Genomic DNA, 23,874 nt, shown 5'->3' on the forward strand with positions numbered 1-23,874 from the left:
GAGAACTGCGCAGGCCTGTGCGCTCAGGCGTTGCCGCGCGCCTCTGCCTCTTCTTCCTGCAGCTTGCGCCACAGAATTTTGCCGCTGCCCGACTTCGGCAGCGCGTCCACGAACTGCACGATGCGCGGCGCTTTGTACGCGGCCATGTTGTCATGCGCCCAGGCGATGATGTCGTCTTCGTTCACGCGGCCGACCTGCTTCGGATCGAGCACGACCACGGCCTTCACGGTCTCGCCACGGCGCGCGTCCTGGGTGCCGATGATGCACACCTCGTTGATCGCCGGGTGCCGGTACATCAGCGCCTCGACCTCGGCCGGCCAGACCTTGTAGCCCGACGCGTTGATCATGCGTTTGAGGCGGTCGGTCATGAAGTAATAGCCTTCGTCGTCGCGCCGTACGAGGTCGCCCGTGCGCAGGAAGCGCTTGCCGTCGCGTTCGATGAACGCTTCGCTCGTCGCCTTGGGGTTACGCCAGTAGCCCTGCATCACCTGCGGCGCATGCATGATCAGCTCGCCCGACTCGCCTGGCGTCACCTCCTCCAGCGTGATCGGATCGATCACACGCGAGTCGACGTCGAATACCGGAATGCCGAGACACTGCGGCTTGGGACGCTGCGGCGGATTGATATGGGTGCCCGCCATGGTTTCCGACATGCCGTAGCCCTCGACGAAGTCGAGCCCGGTGAGGTCCTTGAGCTTCTTCACGACCGCGTCGGGCATCGTCGCGCCGCCGCCGCGCATCCAGGCGAGGCTCGACAGGTCGTACTCGTGAATGCGCGGGTTCGAGATGAAGTCCACCACCATCGTCGAGATCGCCTGCCAGCCGTTGATGCGGTAATGCTCGATCGCGCGCGCCGCGGCGTCGCGATCCCAGCGCGGCAGCAACACCACGGTCGAGCCGTTGTAGATCGGGCTGTTCATGCCGCCCTGCATGCCGGTTACGTGAAAAAGCGGCAGCACCGAAAGTTGTACGGCATCCTGATTACTTCCAAACCAGTTGCAGCCGCCCACGGCCGTCGCCATCACGCTGCGATGCGTGTGCATACAGCCTTTGGGCTTGCCCGTCGTGCCCGAGGTGTATGGCATCACGCAGAGATCGTCGGGGCCGGCGGTTAGCGCTCCGGGCACGCAACGCGCCTCGAGCACGTCGGCCCAGTGCGCGACGCCCGGACCGCTCACGGAGCGCGGCGCGCCCACGAATTCGGGCGGCGGCGAAAAGGGCTCGCACTTCAGATAATCGCTATACGTCGCAACGAGCAGATGCTTCAGACCCTCGCCTTCCTGCACGAGCGGCGCAATACGCGGGTAGAGATCCTGCGCGATGAAAGCCGTGGTCGCGCCGCTGTCTTCTACGTAATGCGCGAGTTCCTCGGTGAGATTCATCGGGTTGACCGGCACGACCACGGCGTTGGCGCGCAGGATGCCGTAGTAAGCGATGACCCACTGCGGGCTGTTCTGCATGTAGAGCAGCACGCGGTCGCCGGCCTTCACGCCGCATTCCTGCTGCAAATAGCCGGCTACGCGCTCGGCCTCGTCCTTGAACTGCGCGAACGTAACGGGCGTGTCGTAGAAGACGATGAACGGCTTGTCGGGATAGCGCGCCGCCGAGACCTCCGCGTTATAGAAGAGGTTCGTTTGCGGAATGCTCAGATGCGGCGACAAATGCGCGGGCCAATGCGGCGAGGCCGGCTGCGGCGATGACGGCGAATCTGCGGATAGCGTCGGGGCGGACGTGGACATGGCGGGCTCCGTCAGGCAAGACTTGTGAAGAACGCGGACGCCAACCGCTCGCTGAGGGCTGGCGCCACGTACCATGCGTAATCAGACGATGCTCGCGCCGCCATCCACGGCGAGATATTGGCCCGTCATATGCCGCGACGCCTGGCTCGCGAGAAACACCACGGCGCCCTTGAGATCGTCGTCGTCGCCGAGACGGTGCAGCGGCGTATGGTCGATCACCACCTGCCCCAGCTTGTCGAGCAGGCCCGCCGACATCTTCGAGGGAAAGAAGCCCGGGCAAATCGCATTCACGTTGATGTTGTACTTGCCCCATTCGGCAGCCAGCGCACGCGTGAAGTTGATGGCCGCCGCCTTCGAGGTGTTGTACGCGATGGTCTGCATGGCCCCAAGGGACCCCTTCAGGCCGGCAATCGAAGCCACGTTGATGATCTTGCCACGCTGGCGCGGGATCATGCTGCGCTTGCCCACTTCGCGCGCGAGGAAGAAGGGCGCGGTCACGTTCAGGTTCATGACCTTGTGCCACGCCTCGTCGGGATAATCCTCCGCGGGGGCGCCCCACGTGGCGCCCGCATTGTTCACGAGAATGTCGATCTGACCGCCGGCCGCCAGCGTCTCGTCCACGAGCGGCTTCACGGCCTCGGCGCGCTGCAGGTCGCTCACGATCGTGGTCGCCTTGATGCCGAGCGCCTGCAGATGGCTCGCAGCCTGGGCCAGTTCGTCGGCCTTGCGCGCCGTGATCACCACGTGGCAGCCCATCTCGCCGAGCGCCTGCGCCATCTGCAAACCCAGCCCGCGCGAGCCGCCGGTGATGAGTGCGACCTGACCGCCCAGCTCGAACATTTCCCTGACCCGCATGCTTTCGTCTCCTTGATGTCTGTCGACCGGCCGTCGCTCCGCATTGCGGAACGCGATGAGATGCCAACGATTCTAGCGAGGCCCGCCAGCTTGGCAACCAGGGAAAAGCACGACCGTTCATTAAACGGTATTTGTGCTTTTGCGGCCGGGCGTATGCGGGCTGGGTAGGCTGAAAAATGAAAGCACGCGAGGCGTTCCTTGAGCGCGCAACTGTTGCAATCGCGCGACGCCAGCGTTTTCACCCGACCGCCGTAGCGTCTATGATCGCCTCCCAGCCAGCACCCACTGGCTCGGCATACAAGAAATACGGACCCTGGTACCCCGGCGGTCCGAGACACTAACAACACGCAGCAGAAAAAGGATCCCACCGTGAGACACACCCAGATCGCATCGGCCATCGGCGGCCTCGCCCTCGCACTCGCTTGCCAGCACAGCTTCGCGCAAAGTTCGGTCACGCTGTACGGCATCGTCGACACCAGCATCCGCTACCTCACGAACGCCAACGCGCACAACGACAACGAGCTGCAGATGACGCAAGGCCCGATCACCGGCAGCCGCTGGGGCCTGAAGGGCTCCGAGGATCTGGGCGGCGGCCTCTCAGCCGTGTTCCGCCTCGAGAACGGGTTCAACCTCTGGAACGGCCAACTGGCGAGCTCGAACACGCTGTTCAACCGGATGGCGTACGTGGGGATATCGAGCAACAAGTACGGCACGGTCACGATGGGCCGTCAGAACACGCCCCTGTTCGATCAACTGGGTAACACCTTCGACCCGCTGACCGTTGGCAACTTCGACCAGGACGGCTGGCTGCCGGGCGCACTCGGCTACGGTCTGCGTGAGAACAACTCGGTCAAGTACGATGGCAAGTTCGGCGGCCTCGAAGTCGAAGGCATGTACAGTTTCGGCGGCGTGGCGGGCAGCGTCGGCGCGAGCAACATGTATGGCTTCACGGCCACTTACGCAGCCGGCCCGGTCTCGCTGCTCGCGGGCTATCAGCAGAATAGCGACGCACACAACAACAAGTACCGCGTGGCCAACCTCGGCGCAGTCTATGCGCTCGGTCCGGTCCACCTGTACGGCGGCTGGCTGTGGGGCCAGGACAATACGGGCGTGGTTGACCAGTACATGGCAGCCGCGAACTCGCCTGCAGCGATCAACTTCGTGACGCCGGTGACGAAAACCAACCGTATCGACAACGGTCTCTACGCCGGCGCAACGTGGCAGGTTAGCTCGCCGCTGCAGCTGACTGCAGCGTACTACTACGACCACGCAAAGAACGGCCTGAATGGAGACGGCGTGACGCTCAGCACCGGCGTGCGCTACTCGGCAGTGCTGCTGGCCGAGTACTCGCTGTCCAAGCGCACCGAAGTGTACGGCACGGTCGACTTCATGCGCGGCACCGGCTCGGCAACGGCCGACTTCCCGGGTCGCAACAACCAGACCGGCGTCGCCGTCGGCTTTCGCAACATCTTCTGATAGCGGGTTGCATCGCCGGGTCTGATGGCCGGCACAACGGCGGCGCGGCGCTTCCAGCGCGGCGCCGCCGTTTTTCTTTGCGACGCGCCGACAGCGCCAGTCCACGCGATATCTCAGATTTGTCCGATTCCCCCGCGGGATGGCGTCGATAGAATGTTTCCGGCTCCCGGAAACATTCAACGTCAGCCCGCGCCATGTCCCAATCCGTCCAGCAACAACTTCTCGAAGCCTTCGAGGCCCACGCGCGCGCGCGTCGTCGTCGTGGAGCCCGCTGTTCTGCGAAGCGCGGATCGGACGCGACCTCTACCTGAGCGGCGAAACACAGCGCGCCATCGAACACCTCGAGACCGCAATCATGGCGACAGCGGCAACTATCGCTACGCCGAGGCGCCTATGTGGAACGGCCAACGCGACCTGCGCGGCGAGCGCGTGCTCGTGACTCACCAGACAGGCTTTGGCGATCAGTTCCTGTTGTTCGCCACCGTGCGCCAGTGGCGTGACGCAGGCGCCGACATCATGCTCACCTGCGACCACGCGATTCATGGCCTCATTCAGGCTTCCTTGCCGGGGTGCACCGTGCTTGCCGCTGCGCACCCGCTCGCGGTGAGCGCGCCCTTGCCGACCGAAGCGCAGGAGACGATCAAAAGCTTCGCGCCGACCCTGCAGGCCACGCTGCTCCATCTGCCGCTGCTCGCAGCCGATGATTCACCGCGGCCCCAACCGTATTTCGACGCTTGTCTGCGTGCGCCCGCGGCGGCGCGCGAACGCGCGTCCACGTGGTCGCAAACGCTGCGCGCGCGCGAACCGGGCAAACGGCTCGTCGGCCTCTTCTGGGACTGCGCGCAGCGACACGCCACGGATATCGGCAGCAAGGAACGTTGCTGGGCCGGCTTGCGCAGCGTGCCGCTCGCGCAAGTCGAGCGCTTCACTACCCACCCCGCGCTCACGCGCGAAGTCCAGTTCGTGAGCCTGCACCACCCCGTTGCCGAGCTGGCGAACGGCACACCCCGAGGCGCAGTGAGCCACTATGGGCCCGGCATCGCAAGCTTTGCCGACACGGCGGCATGCATGGAGCAACTCGACGCCGTACTGAGCGTTGACGCCGTCGCCGCCAACCTGAGCACCATGGTGGACTAGCCAACCGCCGTGCTCGTCAACCCGACTGGCGAATAGCGCTGGGGCCAGACTGGCGCGCGCACGCTGTGGATGAGCGCGGCGACGGTCCTGCGCCAGACGCGAATGGGCGAATGGGACGACGTCATTTCGCGCGCCATCGGCTGGTTGTTTCGCGGCTAGACCACACGATTGTCAACGCGTCACTTTCAATGCAAACGTGCGGGCAAATGCCCGCTCGTTTGCATTTGTTCCTGCGTATCGACTCACCCACTCGTTCATTTAATTACCTTCAACTTAATTACATTTAAATTACTATTAAAACAAAAAGCTTTCGCCTCTAGCTGAATTCCCCAGGGATTACTACGGGTTCCAGTCAAGATGCATGCAAATGTTTAATGCCGGGCGTACACTGCTCGCGCGTGGCCCGTTGCGGGGGGGCCGCACCAAGGCAGACAACCAAGCCACACAAGGCAATGCCGACACGTGCATGAGATCGCGCGGGGCGCACAAGCGCCCATTGCGATCGACAGGAGACATGGCATTGCCCCCAGTATCACAGGAGAACAATCAACATGAGCTGGACGCGTGAACAGAAGAACGTCACGATCGCTGCGTACCTGGGATGGACGCTCGATGCATTCGATTTCTTTCTGATGGTTTTCGTTCTGAAAGACATCGCCACCGAATTCAACACCAAAATCCCGGCAGTGGCTTTTGCCATTACGCTGACACTCGCCATGCGCCCGCTCGGCGCGCTGATATTCGGCCGTCTCGCCGACAAATACGGCCGCCGTCCCACGCTGATGGTCAACATCGCGTGCTATTCGATACTCGAACTGCTCACGGGTTTCTCGCCCAACCTCGCGACCTTCATCGTCCTGCGTGCCCTCTTCGGCGTCGCGATGGGCGGCGAATGGGGCGTGGGCTCTGCGCTCACCATGGAAACCATTCCGCCCAAGTCGCGCGGCATCGTTTCCGGCCTGCTGCAGGCGGGTTATCCGAGCGGCTTTCTGCTCGCCTCGATCGTGTTCGGCGTGCTCTATCAGTACATTGGCTGGCGTGGCATGTTCTTCGTCGGCGTGCTGCCCGCGCTGCTGGTGGTCTATGTGCGCATGCACGTGCCCGAGTCGCCAGCCTTCAAGGAGATGCAAAAGCGTGTGCGCCCGACCCTGCTCACCACGCTCAAGCACAACTGGAAGCTGTCCCTGTACGCCATCGTGCTGATGACCGCGTTCAACTTCTTCTCGCACGGCACGCAGGATCTGTATCCGACCTTCCTGCGCGAACAGCATCACTTCGACCCGCACACCGTGTCGATCATCACCATCGTGCTCAATATCGGCGCCATCGTGGGCGGCCTCTTCTTCGGTCAGATGTCCGAAAAAATCGGCCGCCGCAAGGCAATCTTCATCGCCGCGCTGATCGCGCTGCCCGTGCTGCCGCTTTGGGCATTCTCGCAAGGCCCGGTGCTCCTCGCGCTCGGCGCGTTCCTCATGCAGATTTCGGTGCAGGGCGCCTGGGGCGTGATCCCGGTTCACCTCAACGAAATTTCGCCTGACGAAGTGCGTGCGACCTTCCCGGGCCTCGTCTATCAGCTCGGTAACCTGTTCGCTTCGGTGAACGCCACGCTGCAAGCGTCGCTCGCCGAAACGCACAACCAGAACTACTCGATGGCCATGGCGATCGTCGCCGGCACAGTGGCTGTGGTGATCGCCGTACTGATCCCGTTCAGCCGCGAACGTCGAGGCATCGACATGACGCAGACCGCGAAAGAGGTGTCGGGCGTCTGACGTGCCGCACGCGGCGGCCCCGTAACGCCGCGCCGCACCAACACGATGAAAGGCCGTGCCGGGTTCGCCCGCACGGCCTTTTTGCTGGTTTTGACGATCGCCGAGCGCCCGCGCCCGCACACCGGGTAAGACCTCCTGGCCGCACGGCGCGCGGCGTTGCATGATGAAAGATGAAAGGCACTCGGTTGCCCTACCGTCCGGAGATCCACTATGAGCGAAACGCCCCAGCCCGATCCGGCGAGCCCTGTGGCAGCATCCGCACCTCAGGCGGCCCCACCTCAGGCGGCCCCACCTCAGCCGGCCGCACCTCAGGCGGCCCCTCCCAACACCGACGGCATCTGGTATGCCTCGTACCCGCCCGGCGTGCCGCGCGAAATCCCCGCAAGCCAGTACGCCTCGCTCACCCATTTCTTCGACGACTGCACCGCGCGCTTCAGCGAGCGCGTCGCCTACGTGAGCGCCGGCTCGCCTATGACCTACGCCGCGCTCGCCCGCAGGGCCACGGCGTTCGCGTCCTGGCTGCAAGGCGCGGGCGTGCAGCCAGGCGAGCGCGTTGCGATCATGCTGCCCAACACCCTGCAGTATCCGGTTGCCCTCTTCGGGGCGCTCAAGGCCGGCGCCGTGGTCGTCAACGTCAACCCGCTCTACACCGTGCGCGAGCTTGCGCATCAGCTGCAGGACAGCGGCGCGCAGACCATCGTCGTGTTCGAGAATTTCGCCGCCACGCTCGAAGCGGCGCTGCCCGGCACGCAGGTGCAACGCATCGTCGTGACGGCGCTCGGCGACTTGCTGGGCGAAGGGCTGAACCTCAAGGGCCGCTTCGTCAACGTCATGCTGCGCCACGTGAAGAAGATGGTGCCGCCCTACCACCTGCCGCGTGCAGTGCGCCTGCTCGATGCACTCGCGCAAGGCGCGCGCGCGCCACACGCGCCGGTGGCGACCCACGCCGACGATCTCGCGTTCCTCCAGTACACGGGCGGCACCACGGGTGTCGCGAAGGGCGCGATGCTCACGCACGGCAACGTGCTCGCGAACGTGCAGCAGGCCAAGGCCTGGGTTGGCAACCAGCTCGACGCCCGGGCCGAGACGGTGCTCACGCCGTTGCCGCTCTATCACATCTATTCGCTCACCATCAATGCGCTGATCTTCCTCGCCCTTGGCGGACGCAACATCCTGATCGCCAATCCGCGCGACATGAAGCGCGTGATGAAGGTGCTGCAGCACGAAACGTTCAGTTGTATCAGCGCGGTCAACACACTCTATAGCGCGCTGCTCGATAACGCGGCGTTCCGCCAGCGCGACTTCTCGGGCCTCAAGCTCGCGATGGCGGGCGGCATGGCCATGCAGAAGGCCGTCGCCGACCGGTTCCGGGCGGTCACGGGCAAGCCGGTCGTGGAAGGCTACGGTCTCACCGAATGCTCGCCGATCGTTTCGATGAATCCCGTCGATCTCGCGCGTGGGAACGCGGGCCAGGCGCACCCGGAAGGCTCGATCGGGCTGCCCGCGCCTTCCACACAGGTGCGCTTTCGCAGGGACGACGGCACCTGGGCCGGCATCGGCGAAGCCGGCGAGCTCTGTGTCAAGGGCCCGCAAGTGATGAAGGGCTACTGGAATCGCCCGGACGAAACGGCAAAGGTGTTCGCCGATGGATGGCTCACGACCGGCGACATCGGCGTGATGGATGAGCGCGGCTATATCCGCCTCGTCGATCGCAAGAAGGACATGATTCTCGTGTCGGGATTCAATGTGTATCCGAACGAGATCGAGGACGTGGTGGCGATGCACCCCGGCGTGCGCGAGGTAGCGGCGATCGGCGTGCCCGATCCGGTGCAGGGCGAGCGCGTGAAGGTATTCATCGTGAAGCGCGATCCCGCGCTCACGGAGGCCGCGTTGATCCAGTTCTGCCGTCAGCAGCTCACGGGCTACAAGGTGCCGCGCATCGTGGAATTCCGTGAGTCCCTGCCGCAGTCGACCATCGGCAAGATCCTGCGGCGCCAGCTGCGCGACGAGGAAATCGCGAAAGCGGCGAAGAAGCCGCAGACGTGAGACGTCGATGCACTTTCGCTAAGGTTACCTAAGCGAAGTCGCGCAGCATCACCCCGCGCGCGCTTGCGAGGCGCGCGAGCACGAAACGGTCCGAGGGACGCAACGCGCCGATCAAGGCCGCGCCTGGCTCGAGCCGCCGCGCGATGTGCGCGTGCCACAGGGTGCCGATGTCGCTATTGGCCATATCGGCGCAGCCGTCGCCGATGGCCCACGCAACGCATCCCGCGCGCGCCGCTACGTTCGCGAGCACGCGGCCCTGGGCGAGCGCCGGGTCGAACACCGCGGCGCCAGGCACATCCAGCACTGCGCCCGCACGAGGCACGCGTTCGCCAAACGCAACGCTGAGCGGATGCGCCTGGCATGCCGCGCCTAGCACCACGGCACCGGCATCGTAGAGAAAAGCCCGCCTGTCCATCGAGTCCTCCGTGCGGCCTTCCTGCAAATCCTTCCTGCCAATCCTTGCTGCCAAACGCTACGCAGTCTTGATTAACTCGATCACGTATAACCGCGCTCCGCACGCCACGCCTCGGGCCAGATGCCCTGCTTGCCCGGCGAGAGCACGCCCTGCGGATCGAGTGCGTCTTTCACGGTTTGCGCGAGACGCAACAGCGCGCCGTCGTTGAAGGCGTACTGCGCCGCTGCGTAATCCATGTAGAGCAGATGCGAGCGGTACACGCCGTAGCCGGCTGCACCCGCGTCGCTCATCAGCGCGCGTAGCAAATCCCCTGCGCGCGCGGCATCGTCACGGCGCTCGCGCGCGAAGATCGCCGCGAATACATGATGCAGATAGCGCCCCGCCGCGGTAAAGCCGCCGTAGTAATCGAAACCGTACTCGGCCGCGCGCGCCTTGACGAGCGCGTACTGGCGTAACGCGTCGCGGCCGTCGGCGGGACACAGCGGCGAGAAGTCCACGTGCGCCCCCTCGCCGCCGCGCCAGTCGAGCATGCGAAACGCGCTCATCGCCGGAATGCCGGCGAGATTGCGGTCGGCGCCGCCCTGCGGTTCGTCGCCCTCGGCGTAGCGCCGCGCCGAGAAGCGCACACCCGGCACGCCGGCAAACGCACGCTCGACGATGCGCCGCTCCACGTCGATCACCTCGGGCGCGCCATAGAGCGCATAGTGCAGATTCCAGCGGCCCACGCCCAGATCGCGCTGCATCGCGGCGACGGCGGCCTCGGGCATCGCGCCCTCGCCTTCGTACCAGCGCGCGCGCGGCGCGAGGCTCGCGGCGCGGCGGATCGCGCCTTCGATCGCTGCGTGCTGGCGTATCGTGCCGCCGAGTTGCAGCGCGCGCAGCGTATCGACGAGCACGCCGAGGTCGTCCTCGCGCGCGAACTGGATCTCGCCGATCACGAAGGCCTGCGGCGCGGGCATGAGCCAGAGCCCCATCTTCGTGACGACGCCGTAGTTCGACTGCGTAAAGAGCGCATCGAACGAAGGCCCATAGCCCGCCCGGTAGAGTTGCCACGCCGTGCCGTTTTCAATCGCGCCCATGCCGGTGCGCACCACGTCGCCGTTGGCGAGCACGATCTCCATGCCGCACTGCGACGCGGCGTGGTCGCCGTAGGCGGTCGTACCGAAGCCGCGCTCGAGCGTGTTGCCGACGACGCTGCCCCAGCCCGCCGCGGGCGGATCGACCCACAGACGCAGATGCTGCTCGCGCAGATGCGCGTGCAAATCGAAGTAGCTCACGCCTGGCTCGACGCGCGCCCAGGCGAGGCGCTCGTCCACCTCGAGGATACGGTTCAGGCGCTGCAGGTCGAGCACGACCGAGCCCGCCAGACGCGGCGCGGCGCCGCCGTAGGCGAAGTTGCGCCCCGTGGAAACGGTCCACAGCGGCACGCGCGTTTCGTTCGCGACGCGCAGGATCGCGCGGATCTCTTCGACACTCGCGGGGAGGATCGCAGCAGAAGGTGCGAAGGCATGCGCATCCGCAAGCGGCACGAACGGATCGAAATACGGTTCGAGCGACGCGCCGCCCCGGCAGACGTTCGGCGCGCCCACGATGCCTTCGAACGCGGCGAGCGCACGCGCGAAACGGGTCTCGTCGATGCCGGGAGGCAAGGTAGGCGCGGCATGGCGCGCGGCGTCGCTCATGAGTCCGCTCTAGAGGCGCCGCGCATCACCACTGCCCGGGCTTGCCGCCCAGCGCGCCGCACACGTCCAGCGCGATCTCGCGCAGCTTCGGCTCTGTCTGCGGACCGGAGAGCGCATAGCCGGTACGTTCGGTGCTCCAGTAGAACGTGCGGCGGTTGCCGTCGCGCAAGAGGCGCACGGGGTCCCGCTCCCTGGCCGAACTGCCCACGTAGAGCGTGAGGCGCTCGCCCGCATCGTTCTCGTACATGAATTGCGCGGCCGGCCCGGTGTTGCCGGGCAAGAGACGCCCGCCCACGAGCGTGTAGCCGTACTCGGCCAGCGACGGCACCGAGAGCGGCTTGCCGAGCCGCTTGGAGAGCCACGCGACGAGATGCGCCTCGTCGGCCGCGCCCACCTCCACGGGATGCCGCTGCTCCGGCGAATACACCGCGTAGGCGATGTCAGCGCGGCGCGCGAACGCTTCGGGCGTTTCGCTGCGCGCGGCCGCCGGCGCCGAGACGGCTGCCAGTTCCGGAGCCAGGCCCGGCGCGAGTCGCGGCACGAGCGCCGTGGCCGCCACCGCGAGCCCCGCACCCACCGCCACCCATGCCGCCGCGATGCCGGCGCGCCACCACCACGGCACGCCCGGACGCAGAACGAGCACGGCGGGCGCGCTGCCTGCCGCTTCGGCGGCGCCGGGCGCTGCGTCCTCGCCCGACACGCGCGCGCCTTCGCACAACGCCTGCAGCGCGGCCTTCTGCGCGCGATAGGCCGCGACGCGCGCCGCGGCGCGCGGATCGTCGGCGAGGCGCGCCCGCAACGCCTCGCTCTCGCCCGCGGGCAGTTCGCCGTCGACGAAAGCACCCAGCATCGTGAGGTCCTCTTCAGGCGAAGCAGGCGGCACGCCTTCGCCTCCGCCATCGCGTTCGGGCCCGAGATCGTTGTCGTTCATCGTAGCGTCCCCACCACCCTGAGCGGCGCGGTGCGTTGCGCCGGATCGCGCCCCGGATCCTGCACCGGCCCCGTGTCGAGCAGCGTTCGCAGATGCTCGCGCGCGCGCGACAGGCGCGACATCACCGTGCCAGCCGGCACCCCGAGCACCGCCGACGCTTCGCTGTAGCTCAACTCCTCCACGCACACGAGCAACAGCACCTCGCGCTGCGCCGCCGGCAACGCATAGAGCGCGCGCTGCAGATCGCGCAGCACGAGACCGTCCACCTCGCCGTGCGGCGCTTCGAGCGTGCGCCACGGCGCGGCTTCGTCGTCGACGGCGATCTCGCGCCGGCCGCGCAACTGATCGATGTAGAGGTGGCGCAGGATCGTGAGCAGCCACGCGCGCAGATTGCTCTGCGGGCGAAACGAAGTCCAGCGCGAGAGCGCGCGCTCCGCGGCGTCCTGCACGAGGTCGTCAGCCCACGCGGCGTCGCCGGTCAAGGCGCGCGCATAGCGGCGCATGGGCCCGAGCTGTGCCACGACCTGCGCTTCGAACTCCGGCGACGGATGACGCAACACGCCGCACGCCGCTCAGTAGCCGCCACCCGAGGAGCCGCCCGAACTGGTCGACGACGCCCCGCCTGAATTCATGTCGCTGCAGGCCGTGAGGCCGGCCCCGGCGACGCCGGCCAGCGCCGCACAAACGAGACACGCGAGAACTTTCCGAAACCGCGCCATGATCACCTCCGTTGAGGTTTATCCCCGATATCGCGTTAAACGTTGCAGCCGGTGCGCTTATTCCGCACAAGCGGCGATTTCGCCTTTCGTGTGCCGCCGCACGGAACGAAGCCCTCTGGCACCGCGAGAATCGTCGCAAGCGGATCGAAATACCTCGTGTAAGGGTGTGATTCGGCCTCGAATCGGTCGAGCATGGGCCGTCGTCATGGACTACGCTGTGTGAGTGAGTGCATGCGCGTCGAAAGGTCGCGCGGGTCTGACAATCCGCGGTCGTATCGTCAGCAGGCCTCTTTCCGAAAACCGCTGTCGCTGCCCATCGCAACCTGTCATCCGGACGCGCCGCTTCCCGGCAGCCGACGACAAGGGACGCAGCGATGCATTTTTCGTCAATCTGCGGTCGCGGCCGCGAGCCGGTATAGTTCTGCAGTAAGCTTACTTTCCCGCACGCGCGCTTCGCCGACACAAGGTAGAATCGCGGCGAGCAAACGTTTCCAACTGATTGCGGCATTGCGCCGCCTGGCCAAATCTAGTCCATGCCTTCCGCAGAATCGCACCCGCAAAACGACTTCATGAACGCCGCGCGTAAGGAAAGAAAGCGCGTCGAAATCTATCTGGTCAACGGCATTCGCCTGACCGGATGCATCGAGTCGTTCGATCAGTACCTGGTGATGCTGCGCACGCCCGTCGGCCTGCAAGGCATCTACAAGCGCGCCATTTCGACCATCCAGCTCGACACCGGCACCCGTCCCGGTCCGCGCCCGGGCGGCGCTCGCAGCTCGCACGGCGAGCATACGAGCCGCGGCCCGCACGGCAGTCACGGCGGCCATGGCCCGCGTGAACAACGAGAACCGCGTGAATCGCGCGAGAACTGGTCGGCGCCGTCCGGCGCGCCATCGGGCGCATCGGGCGCCCCCGGCAACGACCGTGGCGCCCAGGACGGCCCGGTCGTCGTCACGCGCCGCCGCCGCCTTTACGGCGCGGTGAACAACGGCGGCAACGGCGGCAACGGCGGCGAAGGCTCGGGCAACAGCTAACCCGCTGCTGCCTGGCGCACTCGCTGCACGGTACGCCGGTCACGCCGATCTTCAGTACAGTACGGGCGCGCCTTGGCGCGCCCGCTTGTTTGCGCGCGTAGTTTTGTACAACTGCGGTGCAGTTGCCTTCAGTTTCGTTCCACTGTCTTCCGAAGCGCTCTGGAAGCCGTGGCTCGCAGTCACGATTCTGGCTTTGCGTTATTCTGGGCGTGACGCATATCGCCACGGAGACCGCCATGAGCGCATCCAAGCCGAAAGCCCCTCAACCCTCGCAGGAAGACCCGCTCGACGAAGCGCTCGACGAAACCTTCCCCGCGAGCGATCCGATCGCCGTGGCCCCCTCGCCCACCGGGTCTCAACAGAAGCCCCGTTCCGCAGACGAAAGCCGCAAGGGCCGCGACACGCATCGCCACGGCAAGCACTGAGCGCGCCCTGAACGATCGCCCAATGAAGAAAGGCGGAGCGCCCATGACGCTCCGCCTTTTGCGTGCCGCATCTGCGTATTTCGCACAACCTGTCGCACAACCTGTCGCACGGCGAGGCGCGTGCCACACCGCGTACCGGCGATCAGCGGATCGGCAGACCGCCTTCCACTTGTTGCTGCAGTTCGCGCACCTGACGCTGAACCGTGCGCAGTTGCGCCTGGGCGGCTGTCTTCTGCGCCTGCAATGCGGTCGCCTGATCGCGGCCCTGCTTCTGCTGGTCCGCGACGAGCGCCTGTTGCTCGCGCGCGATAGCCAGATCCGCCTGGAGCCGGTTCGCGTGGTCTTGCGTGAGCGCGATCATGCGGTCCGTGAACGCCTTCTGCGCTTCGAGGCGCGTGCGGCGGATTTCCACTTCGGCGAGCTGTCCCGACTTCACCGCAAAGTCGCGATAGATGGCTTCGGCGCGCGTCTCGTCGCTCGTCTTGATCACGCGCCAGAACGTCTTGTTCTGGAACAGCGTGACGTAGTACGTCATTTCCTTGCCGTAAAACAGCAAGCTCGCACCATACGAGCCGTTGTAGGTCGTGCGCAACTCGGCGAGCTCCGAGCCTCGCAGCATCTGCTGCAGCTCGGCGACGTTGCCCGCGGCGTTCTGCTTCGCTTCATCCGGCGTGAGCACGCTCGGCTGGCTCGCTGCCAAAGGCAGCGCAGGGGTCGCGGCCTGCTCGTCCTGCACTGCGGGTGCGGCGGTGGTCTGTGCTACGGGCGCCGCTGCTGCTGCATTCGCTGCTGCTGAATTGTCAGGCGGCGTCTGTGCGCAGCCCGTACCGATTCCCCCGATTAATACCAGCGCCGCCAGGGCGGTGCGACGAACTCTCCACTTGTAGTCCATGTAGTACCTGCTTTGAACAGTTCTAATTTTTACAAATCGGCACAATTATTACTCACTTTCACGTGTTTCGGGCCCCTCGTAGAAAATTTGCCGATTACGTATCTTTTCCCACAACACACAGCAAGAATTTCCTGGGAATTGCGCCGTGTCCTTGCATCGCCAGCCGTTTTGGTCCAGCGCGGCGAAGGGGCCGACCAAACTAGAGTTCCTTCTCTCAAACGCGCGCAGTGCTTTCCAGTATCCTGCCCTGACCTTGCGGCGTGCCAGGCGCGACGCACGGTCAGCATCGACATGACAAACAACATCAGTGGAGGAAGACATGAACCGAGTCATGGGACGCGCGGCGCGCCATGTCGCGCTTGCCAGTGCACTGCTGTGCGGCGCCCTCGTCGCGCACGCTCAAACCGATACGCCAGTCGGCGTCTGGCAGACCATCGACGACCACACCGGCCAGCCGAAAGCGCTCGTGCAGATCAGCGCCGACGCCAACGGCGATCTGAGCGGCAAGGTCATCAAGGGACTCGCCGCGAATGACCAGCCCGACCGGCGCTGCACGGCCTGCTCCGATTCACGCAAGGATCAGCCGATCCTCGGCATGACGATCATCGACAGCATGAAGAAAACCGGTGAGGGGTACGACGGCGGCCACATTCTCGACCCTGAGAACGGCAAGGTGTACCGCTGCAAGATGCATACGGAAGACGGCGGCCAGAAACTCGTCGTGCGCGGCTATATGGGCATTTCGCTGCTTGGCCGCTCGCAGACGTGGGTGCGTCAGCAGTGAGTGGATCGACCTGAGGACCGGTACGCAAACCGGCAAGGGGACCTGAGAAACGAAACCGGCCGCAGCGCACGCATGAGCCGCTTCGGCCGGACTTCGTAAGCGCCGGTATTACGCCGTGTGGCGATACACGGAGCGATAGTTCAAAGGCTGCGATTGCGCGGACGCGCTCGCCACCGACACGAACGGCAAATTGCGCGGCGTGTTGCGCGCCGCTTCCTGCTTGCGCGCGGCTTTTTCTGCGCGGCTCACGTGTTTGCGCATACGCGTTTCGATGGTGTCGCACAACCTCACGCCGTCTTCGCCGAACAACTCGCCCATCACGCACTTGAGCGCGCCGTTGTAATGCCAGGTCTTGAAGCGCCGATGGCAGGTTTGATACGAAGGGTAGCGGCGCGGCATGGCCGACCAGTTCGCCCCGCTGTACATGACCCACAGCACGCCGTTGAGCACCGAGCGCGTATTGGCGAGCGGCCGGCCGCGCAACTCGGTGCGCGGGCGCAGTTCGGGCAGGAGCAGCATCACGCGCTGCCATTCTTCGTCGGTAATATCGCGATGCGGGGTCATGGAGGGTCCTTTGTCAGAGGGTGTGCTGACAAACGATATCCACTCGCCCCCGCCGCCCAAATCAGACGAGTCCGAATCTTGAAAAAGGTGCCCCCGCGCTATTTTGAGACTCGCCTGGCACCTGCGTGGCACCACGCTTGACCGGTGCGTCGCCGCAGATGCGCCCACGGCCCGCGCTTGCGGTGCGGGTGCCGCGCGCTCAGGTCAGCGCCGTATCGACGATGCGGCGCGGCGTTTCGAGATATTCCCTGGACTGCATTTCGACGATGCGCGACACCGTGCGCGTGAACTCGTTGGCCATCGGGCCTTCCACGTAGAGTTCCTCGGGGGGCACCGCGGCCGACATCAGCAGCTTGACCTTGTGGTCGTAGAACACGTCGATGAGCCAGGTGAAGCGGCGTGCTTCGGACTGCATACGAGGCGTCATCTGCGGCACGTCGGAAAGGATCACAGCGTGAAAGCGGCTCGCCAGCTCCAGATAGTCGTTCTGCGAGCGCGGACCGCCGCACAGCGTCGCGAAATCGAACCACACCACGCCGTCGGCCTTGCGCAGCGCCTTCAGTTCGCGCTTCTCGATGCGCAGCAGCGGGCTTTCGTCGGGGACGGCGGCAAGCTCCGCGAACGAGTGGCGCAACGCCTTGTCCGCGGCCGCGCCGAGCGGCGTGTGATAGACCTCGACCTGCGCGAGCGTGCGCTGGCGATAGTCGACGCCCGCGTCGACATTGAGCACATCGAGCTTGCTCTTGATCAACTCGATCGCAGGCAGCATGCGGTCGCGATGCAGGCCATCGGGATACAGCAGATCGGGATCGTAGTTGGATGTCATCACGAACTGCACGCCGTTCTCGAAGAGACGGTCGAGCAGACGGTAGAGGATCATCGCGTCGGCGATGTCCGAGACGTGGAATTCGTCGAAGCAGATCAGGCGATAACGCTTCGCAATGCGGCGCGCGAGTTCGTCGAGCGGATCGGCCTGGCCCTTGAGCTCTTCGAGCTCACGGTGCACCTCGCGCATGAATTCGTGAAAGTGCAGACGCGTCTTGCGCTGCAGCGGCACGACGGCATAGAAGCTGTCCATCAGGAAGCTCTTGCCGCGCCCAACCCCGCCCCACATGTACACGCCGCGCGGCAGGTCGGGGTGAATGAGAAACTTCTTGAACGCGTTCGAACGCCGCGACTTGTACTGCGCCCACTCGTCGTAGCACCGCTGCAGCCGGTCGATCGCGGCGCGTTGCGCCGTATCGGGCTTGTATCCCCGCTTCTGCAGTTCGTTTTCGTAGTATTCGGTGACGTTCATTTTCTGGGCCGCAAATGAGGAAAGGCGGGAGAGCAAAAGCCCACCCGCCTCCGTACGTGATGCTGGGTACTGCGGGGCAGCGCGGCCAAAAAGTCGGCCGCCCTGCCCTTGGCGCTTACATGTTGAGCGCGCGCTTGTCAGTGGCGAGTGCAGCTTCGCGCATGACTTCGGACAGCGACGGGTGCGGATGGCAGATGCGGCCGATGTCTTCGGCGGCAGCCTTGAATTCCATCGCCACCACGGCTTCCGCGATCAGGTCCGATGCGTTGGCCGAGATGATATGCACGCCGAGCAGCTCGTCGGTCTTGGCGTCGGCGATCATCTTCACGAAGCCGTCCGACTTGTTGATGCCCAGTGCGCGACCGTTCGCCATGAACGGGAACTGGCCCGTCTTGATGTCGCGGCCTTCTGCCTTGAGTTGCTGCTCCGTCTTGCCGACCCATGCGATTTCCGGCTCGGTATAGATCACCCACGGAATGCAGTTGTAGTCGATGTGCGGCTTCTGGCCGTCGATGATCTCGGCCACCAGCACGCCTTCGTCTTCGGCCTTGTGCGCGAGCATCGGGCCACGCACCACGTCGCCGATCGCGTACACATTCGGCACGCTCGTTGCGCAGTGGTCGTCCACGTCGATGAAACCACGCTCGTTGGCCTTCAGGCCAATCGCTTCGAGACCAAGGTTGTCGGTGTTCGGCACGCGGCCAACCGACACGATCAGGCGGTCGGCTTCGAGCACCTGCGCGTTGCCGTCCTTGTCCGCGTAGTTGATCGTGACGCTCTTGTCGGTCGTCGTCACTTCGCCGACCTTCACGCCAACGTGAATGTCGAGGCCTTGCTTCTTGAAGAGCTTGGCGGCTTCCTTCGCGAGCGCCTGGTCGGTCGCGCCGAGGAATTCCGGCAGCGCTTCGAGGATCGTCACGTCGGCACCGAGACGGCGCCACACCGAGCCCAGCTCCAGACCGATCACGCCTGCGCCGATCACGGCCAGCTTCTTCGGCACGGAGTCGAACGTGAGCGCGCCTTCGTTGTCGGAGACGATCTTGTTGTCGACCGGAATGCCCGGCAGATGGCGCGCCTTCGAACCCGTCGCGATGATGACGTTCTTCGCGGTGACGACTTCGGTTTCGCCTTCGCCGCTCACTTCGATCTGCACACCGGCTTCGTTCTTGCCGGTGAACTTGCCGTGGCCCTTGAGCCACGTGATCTTGTTCTTGCGGAACAGGAACTCGATACCCTTCGTCATCTTCTCGACGATGCCTTCCTTGCGCTCGATCATCTTCGCGACGTCGATCTTCACCTCGCCCACGTTGATGCCGTGGTCAACGAGATGATACGCGGCGTTTTCGAACTCTTCCGACGAGGCGAGCAACGCCTTCGACGGAATGCAGCCGACGTTCAGGCAGGTGCCGCCAAGCTTCAGCGCGCCGGCCGGGTTCTTCCACTTTTCGATACACGCAACCGACTTGCCGAGCTGCGCGGCGCGGATTGCCGCGATATAGCCGCCGGGGCCGGCGCCGATCACGACGACGTCAAATTCTTTGGACATGACTATCCTTTTGATGGCGAGCCAGCGCGGCCGCGTTTCGCGGCGCGCGTGGCTTCAGTACTGCGGAAATGCGAGAGACTTGCTGCCTAAGTTGACATCGCGTCGCGACGGCGGCGCCCGGTTTCAAGCCGCACGCTGCCGTCGCGCGTCATGCAATTACAGGTCGAGCAGCAGGCGAGCCGGATCTTCCAGCGCGTCCTTCATCGCGACCAGCGACAGGACGGCTTCGCGGCCGTCGATGATGCGGTGGTCGTACGACATCGCGAGGTAGTTCATCGGGCGGATCACGATCTGGCCGTTCTCCACCACGGCGCGTTCCTTGGTGGCATGCACGCCGAGGATCGCCGACTGCGGCGGGTTGATGATCGGCGTCGAGAGCATCGAGCCGAACACACCACCGTTCGAGATCGAGAACGTGCCACCCGTCATTTCTTCGATCGAAAGCTTGCCGTCCTTGGCCTTCTGGCCGAATTCGGCGATCTTCTTCTCGATGTCGGCGAGGCTCATCTGGTCTGCGTTGCGCAGGATGGGCACCACCAGACCGCGCGGCGAGCCGACGGCGATACCGATGTCGAAGTAGCCGTGGTAGACGATGTCGTTGCCGTCGATCGACGCGTTGACGAGCGGGAACTTCTTGAGGGCGTGAACTGCCGCCTTCACGAAGAACGACATGAAGCCGAGCTTCACGCCGTGTTCCTTCTCGAACTTGTCCTTGTACTTGTTGCGCAGGTCCATGACCGGCGCCATGTTCACTTCGTTGAACGTCGTGAGGATGGCGTTGGTTTGCTGCGACTCGAGCAGACGCTCTGCGATACGCGCACGCAGACGCGACATCGGCACGCGCTGTTCCGGACGGTCGTTGAGCCAGTTCGTCGCCGACGCCGGTGCGCTGACTTGCGGCAGCGACGGCTTGGCGGCAGCCGGCTTGCCAGCCGGTGCGGCAGCCGGAGCGGCCTTCGGTGCGCCAGCACCGAGCACGTCCTGCTTCGTGATGCGGCCGTCACGGCCCGTGCCGGCGACGTCGCCGCCAGCGAGACCCTTCTCTGCCATCAGTTTCGAAGCTGCGGGCGAGGCAACCGTGCTGCTTGCCGTCGTTGCGGCAGCAGCAGCCGGTGCAGCTGCGGGAGCTGCGGCAGCCGCCGGAGCGGCAGCGGCAGCGGGAGCCGCAGCGGCGCCAGCCTTGGCTTCCGTGTCGATCTTCGCGATCAACTGTTCGCTCTCGACGGTTGCGCCGTCGCCCACCAGGATCTCGGCCAGCACGCCGGCTGCCGGCGCGGGCACCTCGAGCACGACCTTATCGGTTTCGATCTCGATGACGACTTCGTCCTGGGCAACCGCTTCGCCCGGCTTCTTCTTCCACTGCAGCATCGTGCCTTCCGACACCGACTCCGAAAACTGCGGGACCTTCACTTCTACGATAGCCATGTGATTTTCCTGAATACTTTATCGGGGACATCCCCGTATGACGAACCGGTCGCGCACATGAGCGCGGGAAAGCGCGACGCTTTCCCGGTTCGGTTGCTCTAGTGCTTACTTCGCGACCTGCGCGCCCTTCAGGCGGCCGAATGCACCTTCGATCAGCGCCTTCTGCTGCTCGTAGTGCTTCGCGTAGTAGCCAACAGCCGGCGAGGCGGAAGCAGGACGGCCGCTGTACGCGAGCTTCATGCCTTCCTTCATGCCTTCCTTCAGGTGGTGCTCGATGTAGAACCACGGGCCTTGATTCTGCGGCTCGTCCTGCACCCAGACCACTTCGGTCGCGTTGTCGTACTTCTTCAGCTCCGCTTCGAATTGCTTGTGAGCAAACGGATAGAGCTGTTCGATACGGATGATCGCGACGTCGTTCGCCTTCGCTTCGCGGCGATGCGCGACGAGGTCGAAGTACACACGGCCCGAGCAGGCGACCACGCGCTTGACCTTCTTCGCGTCGATGGCTTCGTCCACTTCGCCGATGACCGGCTGGAACGTGCCCTTCGCGAGTTCGGACAGATCCGACACGGCTTCCTTGTGACGCAGCAGCGACTTCGGCGTGAAGATGATGAGCGGCTTGCGGAACAGGCGGATCATCTGGCGGCGCAGCACGTGGAAAATCTGGGCCGGCGTGGTCGGCTGAACGACCTGCATGTTGTGCTCGGCGCACAGCTGCAGGAAACGTTCGATACGCGCCGACGAGTGCTCCGGACCCTGGCCTTCGTAGCCGTGCGGCAGCAGCATCGTGAGACCCGAAACGCGGCCCCACTTCACTTCGCCCGACGAGATGAACTGGTCGATCACGACCTGCGCACCGTTGACGAAGTCGCCGAACTGGCCTTCCCACGCGACGAGCGTGTTCGGCTCGGCGGTCGAGTAGCCGTATTCGAAGCCCAGCACTGCCTCTTCCGAGAGCACCGAGTCGATCACCGTGAACTGCGCCTGGTTCTCGCCGATGTTCTGCAGCGGCACGTACGTGCCGTCGTCCCAGCGCTCGCGGTTCTGATCGTGCAGAACGGCGTGGCGGTGCGTGAACGTACCGCGGCCCGAGTCCTGGCCCGTCAGGCGAACTGCGTAGCCCGACGCGCACAGCGACGCGAACGCGAGATGCTCGCCCATGCCCCAGTCGAGCTTCGCTTCGCCCTTGCCCATCGCGCGGCGGTCGTTGATGACGCGCTCGACCAGCGGGTGAACCTTGAAGTTCTCCGGGATCGTGGTGATGCGCTCAGCGAGGCGCTTCAGTTCTGCCAGCGGCACAGCCGTATCGGCGGCGTCGGTCCACTTGCGGTTCAGGAACGGAACCCAGTCCACCGCGTACTTGCTCTTGTAGTTCGAGAGCACCGGGTCGACCGTGTGGTGGCCTTCGTCCATCGCGGCGCGGTAGGCCTTGACGTAGTTGTCTGCGTCTTCAGCCGTGATGACGCCCTGCTGCACGAGCTTCTCGGCGTACAGCGCACGGGTGCCCGGGTGCTTCGCGATCGTCTTGTACATCAGCGGCTGCGTGACAGCCGGGGTGTCCTGCTCGTTGTGGCCGAGCTTGCGGAAGCAGATGATGTCGACGACGACATCCTTGTGGAACTGCATACGGAAATCGACCGCGAGCTGGATAGCCAGCACGACCGCTTCCGGATCGTCGCCATTCACGTGCAGCACCGGCGCTTCGATCATCTTGACCACGTCGGTACAGTAGAGCGTCGAACGCGCATCGCGCGGGTCGGACGTCGTGAAACCGATCTGGTTGTTGATGACGATGTGCAGCGTGCCGTGCGTGCCGTAACCGCGCGTTTGCGCGAGGTTCAGCGTTTCCATCACGACGCCCTGGCCTGCGAAAGCCGCGTCGCCGTGGATCTGCACCGGCAGCACCTGCAGGCCGTCCGCGTCGCCGCGTCGGTCCATACGGGCCTTGGCCGAACCTTCAACCACCGGGTTGACGATTTCGAGGTGCGACGGGTTGAACGCGAGCGACAGGTGAACCGGACCGCCTTCGGTCGAGACGTCCGACGAGAAGCCCTTGTGGTACTTCACGTCGCCTGCCGGCAGGTCGTCGACGTGCTTGCCTTCGAATTCGGCGAAGAGGTCAGCCGGCATCTTGCCCAGCGTGTTGACCAGCACGTTCAGACGGCCACGGTGAGCCATGCCGATGACGATTTCCTGCACGCCCTTCGCGCCTGCGTGACGGACGGTTTCGTCCATCGCGGCGATGAAGGACTCGCCGCCTTCGAGCGAGAAGCGCTTCTGCCCGACGTACTTGGTGTGCAGGAAGCGCTCGAGACCTTCGGAGGCCGTCAGGCGCTGCAGGATGTGTTTCTTCTTGTCGTTCGAGAAGTTCGGCGTCGAGCGGATCGACTCGAGACGCTCCTTCCACCAGCGCTTCTGTTCAGGATCGCTGATGTACATGTACTCGGCGCCGAGCGTACCGCAGTACGTATCGCGCAGCGCCTTGACGATCTCGCGCAGCGTCGCGCGCTCGAACCCGAAATAGAGGTTCGTGGCGCTGAACGTCTGGTCCATGTCGGCTTCGGTGAAGTCGTAGAACGCAGGCTCGAGTTCGGGAATGTTCGGACGTTCGCGGCGCTTGAGCGGATCGAGATTGGCCCATTGCGAGCCCAGGAATCGATAAGCGCCAATCAGGGACTGAACGTAGACTTGCTTGCGTGCCGTGGCGAGATCTTCGCCGCCGCCACGCGCAACAAATGCGTTGGCCTTCGCGCGTTGAGCGAAGGATTCGACGATCGGCCCGTGGGCGATGTCGTTGTCGGCCGTGCCACTCGACGACGGCACGTTTTGCAGTGCGTCGAAGTATTCACGCCAGGTGTCCGGAACGGACGCAGGGTTGTCAAGATATGCTTCGTATAGCTCTTCGACATACGGAGCATTGCCGCCGAACAAATAGGAGTTCAGCTGGAATTGCTTCATCGTTTCCGACATTTACGCTCACCTTTCTTCGAGTTTCTCGAGAAATAGCGGGTTACTCAACCTTCCGCGCCACGGCCTGACCGTTTAGCGGATTGCGAATCAAGTCTGCTTGGAAGGACCTAAATCATGCATCCGCGGAGTATAGCGCATATGCGCATCTCGCCACAGGATGCAATGCGA

At 64.6% G+C, this 23,874-nt stretch carries 19 protein-coding genes; 7 read left to right on the forward strand and 12 right to left on the reverse strand.

Features of this window, described 5'->3' with window-relative positions; translation table 11 throughout:
* Nucleotides 1-23: 23 nt before the first annotated feature.
* Together M3A49_RS12660 and M3A49_RS12665 are read right to left on the reverse strand one after the other, a co-directional pair.
* On the reverse strand, nt 24-1,739 hold the full coding sequence (locus M3A49_RS12660; RefSeq protein ID WP_266228968.1) for a long-chain fatty acid--CoA ligase: 1,716 nt from the start codon (nt 1,737-1,739) through the stop codon (nt 24-26).
* Nucleotides 1,740-1,820: 81 nt separating this feature from the next.
* Nucleotides 1,821-2,594 carry an SDR family oxidoreductase gene (locus tag M3A49_RS12665; protein WP_028204838.1) on the reverse strand — a complete coding sequence of 258 codons (774 nt, stop codon included), beginning with the start codon at nt 2,592-2,594 and terminating at the stop codon, nt 1,821-1,823.
* 369 nt (nt 2,595-2,963) lie between these two features.
* Here M3A49_RS12665 and M3A49_RS12670 point away from each other — a divergent pair, with 369 nt between their 5' ends.
* The 4 genes from M3A49_RS12670 to M3A49_RS12685 all read left to right on the forward strand — a co-directional run bounded on the left by M3A49_RS12670 (nt 2,964) and on the right by M3A49_RS12685 (nt 9,022).
* On the forward strand, nt 2,964-4,070 hold the full coding sequence (locus tag M3A49_RS12670) for a porin (RefSeq protein ID WP_266228969.1): 1,107 nt from the start codon (nt 2,964-2,966) through the stop codon (nt 4,068-4,070).
* A 393-nt stretch (nt 4,071-4,463) separates the two neighbouring features.
* Nucleotides 4,464-5,207, forward strand: a complete 744-nt coding sequence (locus M3A49_RS12675; RefSeq protein WP_266228970.1) for a hypothetical protein — start codon at nt 4,464-4,466, stop codon at nt 5,205-5,207.
* Between the two features lie 551 nt (nt 5,208-5,758).
* The gene (locus M3A49_RS12680) at nt 5,759-6,976 is read left to right on the forward strand and encodes an MFS transporter (protein ID WP_028204835.1); all 1,218 of its coding nucleotides are present in this window, start codon (nt 5,759-5,761) and stop codon (nt 6,974-6,976) included.
* 210 nt (nt 6,977-7,186) lie between these two features.
* Nucleotides 7,187-9,022 (forward strand): AMP-binding protein, encoded by a 1,836-nt coding sequence (locus M3A49_RS12685; RefSeq protein ID WP_266228971.1) that lies wholly within the window; start codon nt 7,187-7,189, stop codon nt 9,020-9,022.
* Between the two features lie 28 nt (nt 9,023-9,050).
* Here the strand turns inward: M3A49_RS12685 and M3A49_RS12690 are convergent, their stop codons facing one another.
* From M3A49_RS12690 to M3A49_RS12705, 4 genes are all read right to left on the reverse strand, one after another.
* The gene (locus tag M3A49_RS12690; RefSeq protein WP_266228972.1) at nt 9,051-9,437 is read right to left on the reverse strand and encodes a hypothetical protein; all 387 of its coding nucleotides are present in this window, start codon (nt 9,435-9,437) and stop codon (nt 9,051-9,053) included.
* An 80-nt stretch (nt 9,438-9,517) separates the two neighbouring features.
* Entirely contained in the window at nt 9,518-11,119 is a 1,602-nt protein-coding gene (locus tag M3A49_RS12695; protein WP_266228973.1) for an FAD-binding oxidoreductase, read from the reverse strand.
* Between the two features lie 25 nt (nt 11,120-11,144).
* Nucleotides 11,145-11,969 (reverse strand): anti-sigma factor family protein, encoded by an 825-nt coding sequence (locus tag M3A49_RS12700; RefSeq protein WP_266229035.1) that lies wholly within the window; start codon nt 11,967-11,969, stop codon nt 11,145-11,147.
* Between the two features lie 77 nt (nt 11,970-12,046).
* Complete coding sequence (locus M3A49_RS12705; RefSeq protein WP_416338950.1) at nt 12,047-12,610, reverse strand: sigma-70 family RNA polymerase sigma factor; 564 nt, start codon at nt 12,608-12,610, stop codon at nt 12,047-12,049.
* 692 nt (nt 12,611-13,302) lie between these two features.
* On the opposite strand from M3A49_RS12705, the gene hfq reads away from it, so the two are divergent.
* Together hfq and M3A49_RS12715 are read left to right on the forward strand one after the other, a co-directional pair.
* On the forward strand, nt 13,303-13,803 hold the full coding sequence (gene hfq / locus M3A49_RS12710) for an RNA chaperone Hfq (protein WP_266228974.1): 501 nt from the start codon (nt 13,303-13,305) through the stop codon (nt 13,801-13,803).
* A gap of 236 nt (nt 13,804-14,039) precedes the next feature.
* Nucleotides 14,040-14,228 carry a hypothetical protein gene (locus M3A49_RS12715; RefSeq protein WP_266228975.1) on the forward strand — a complete coding sequence of 63 codons (189 nt, stop codon included), beginning with the start codon at nt 14,040-14,042 and terminating at the stop codon, nt 14,226-14,228.
* A gap of 142 nt (nt 14,229-14,370) precedes the next feature.
* Here M3A49_RS12715 and M3A49_RS12720 read toward each other — a convergent pair whose 3' ends face one another.
* Complete coding sequence (locus tag M3A49_RS12720) at nt 14,371-15,120, reverse strand: DUF2968 domain-containing protein (RefSeq protein ID WP_028204828.1); 750 nt, start codon at nt 15,118-15,120, stop codon at nt 14,371-14,373.
* A 319-nt stretch (nt 15,121-15,439) separates the two neighbouring features.
* Between M3A49_RS12720 and M3A49_RS12730 the strand changes: the two genes are divergently transcribed.
* A complete protein-coding gene (locus M3A49_RS12730; protein ID WP_266228976.1) occupies nt 15,440-15,904 on the forward strand; it encodes a DUF2147 domain-containing protein in 465 nt (154 codons plus the stop codon).
* A gap of 108 nt (nt 15,905-16,012) precedes the next feature.
* Here the strand turns inward: M3A49_RS12730 and M3A49_RS12735 are convergent, their stop codons facing one another.
* The 5 genes from M3A49_RS12735 to M3A49_RS12755 all read right to left on the reverse strand — a co-directional run bounded on the left by M3A49_RS12735 (nt 16,013) and on the right by M3A49_RS12755 (nt 23,706).
* On the reverse strand, nt 16,013-16,468 hold the full coding sequence (locus tag M3A49_RS12735; protein ID WP_266228977.1) for a transposase: 456 nt from the start codon (nt 16,466-16,468) through the stop codon (nt 16,013-16,015).
* 199 nt (nt 16,469-16,667) lie between these two features.
* On the reverse strand, nt 16,668-17,765 hold the full coding sequence (zapE, locus tag M3A49_RS12740; protein ID WP_266228978.1) for a cell division protein ZapE: 1,098 nt from the start codon (nt 17,763-17,765) through the stop codon (nt 16,668-16,670).
* Nucleotides 17,766-17,880: 115 nt separating this feature from the next.
* Nucleotides 17,881-19,311 carry a dihydrolipoyl dehydrogenase gene (lpdA, locus tag M3A49_RS12745; protein WP_266228979.1) on the reverse strand — a complete coding sequence of 477 codons (1,431 nt, stop codon included), beginning with the start codon at nt 19,309-19,311 and terminating at the stop codon, nt 17,881-17,883.
* A gap of 156 nt (nt 19,312-19,467) precedes the next feature.
* Entirely contained in the window at nt 19,468-20,736 is a 1,269-nt protein-coding gene (gene odhB, locus M3A49_RS12750) for a 2-oxoglutarate dehydrogenase complex dihydrolipoyllysine-residue succinyltransferase (protein WP_266228980.1), read from the reverse strand.
* Between the two features lie 105 nt (nt 20,737-20,841).
* Entirely contained in the window at nt 20,842-23,706 is a 2,865-nt protein-coding gene (locus tag M3A49_RS12755; protein ID WP_028204822.1) for a 2-oxoglutarate dehydrogenase E1 component, read from the reverse strand.
* Nucleotides 23,707-23,874 lie beyond the last annotated feature (168 nt).

Source organism: Paraburkholderia sp. CNPSo 3076, assembly GCF_026343935.1.
Lineage (GTDB): Bacteria > Pseudomonadota > Gammaproteobacteria > Burkholderiales > Burkholderiaceae > Paraburkholderia > Paraburkholderia nodosa.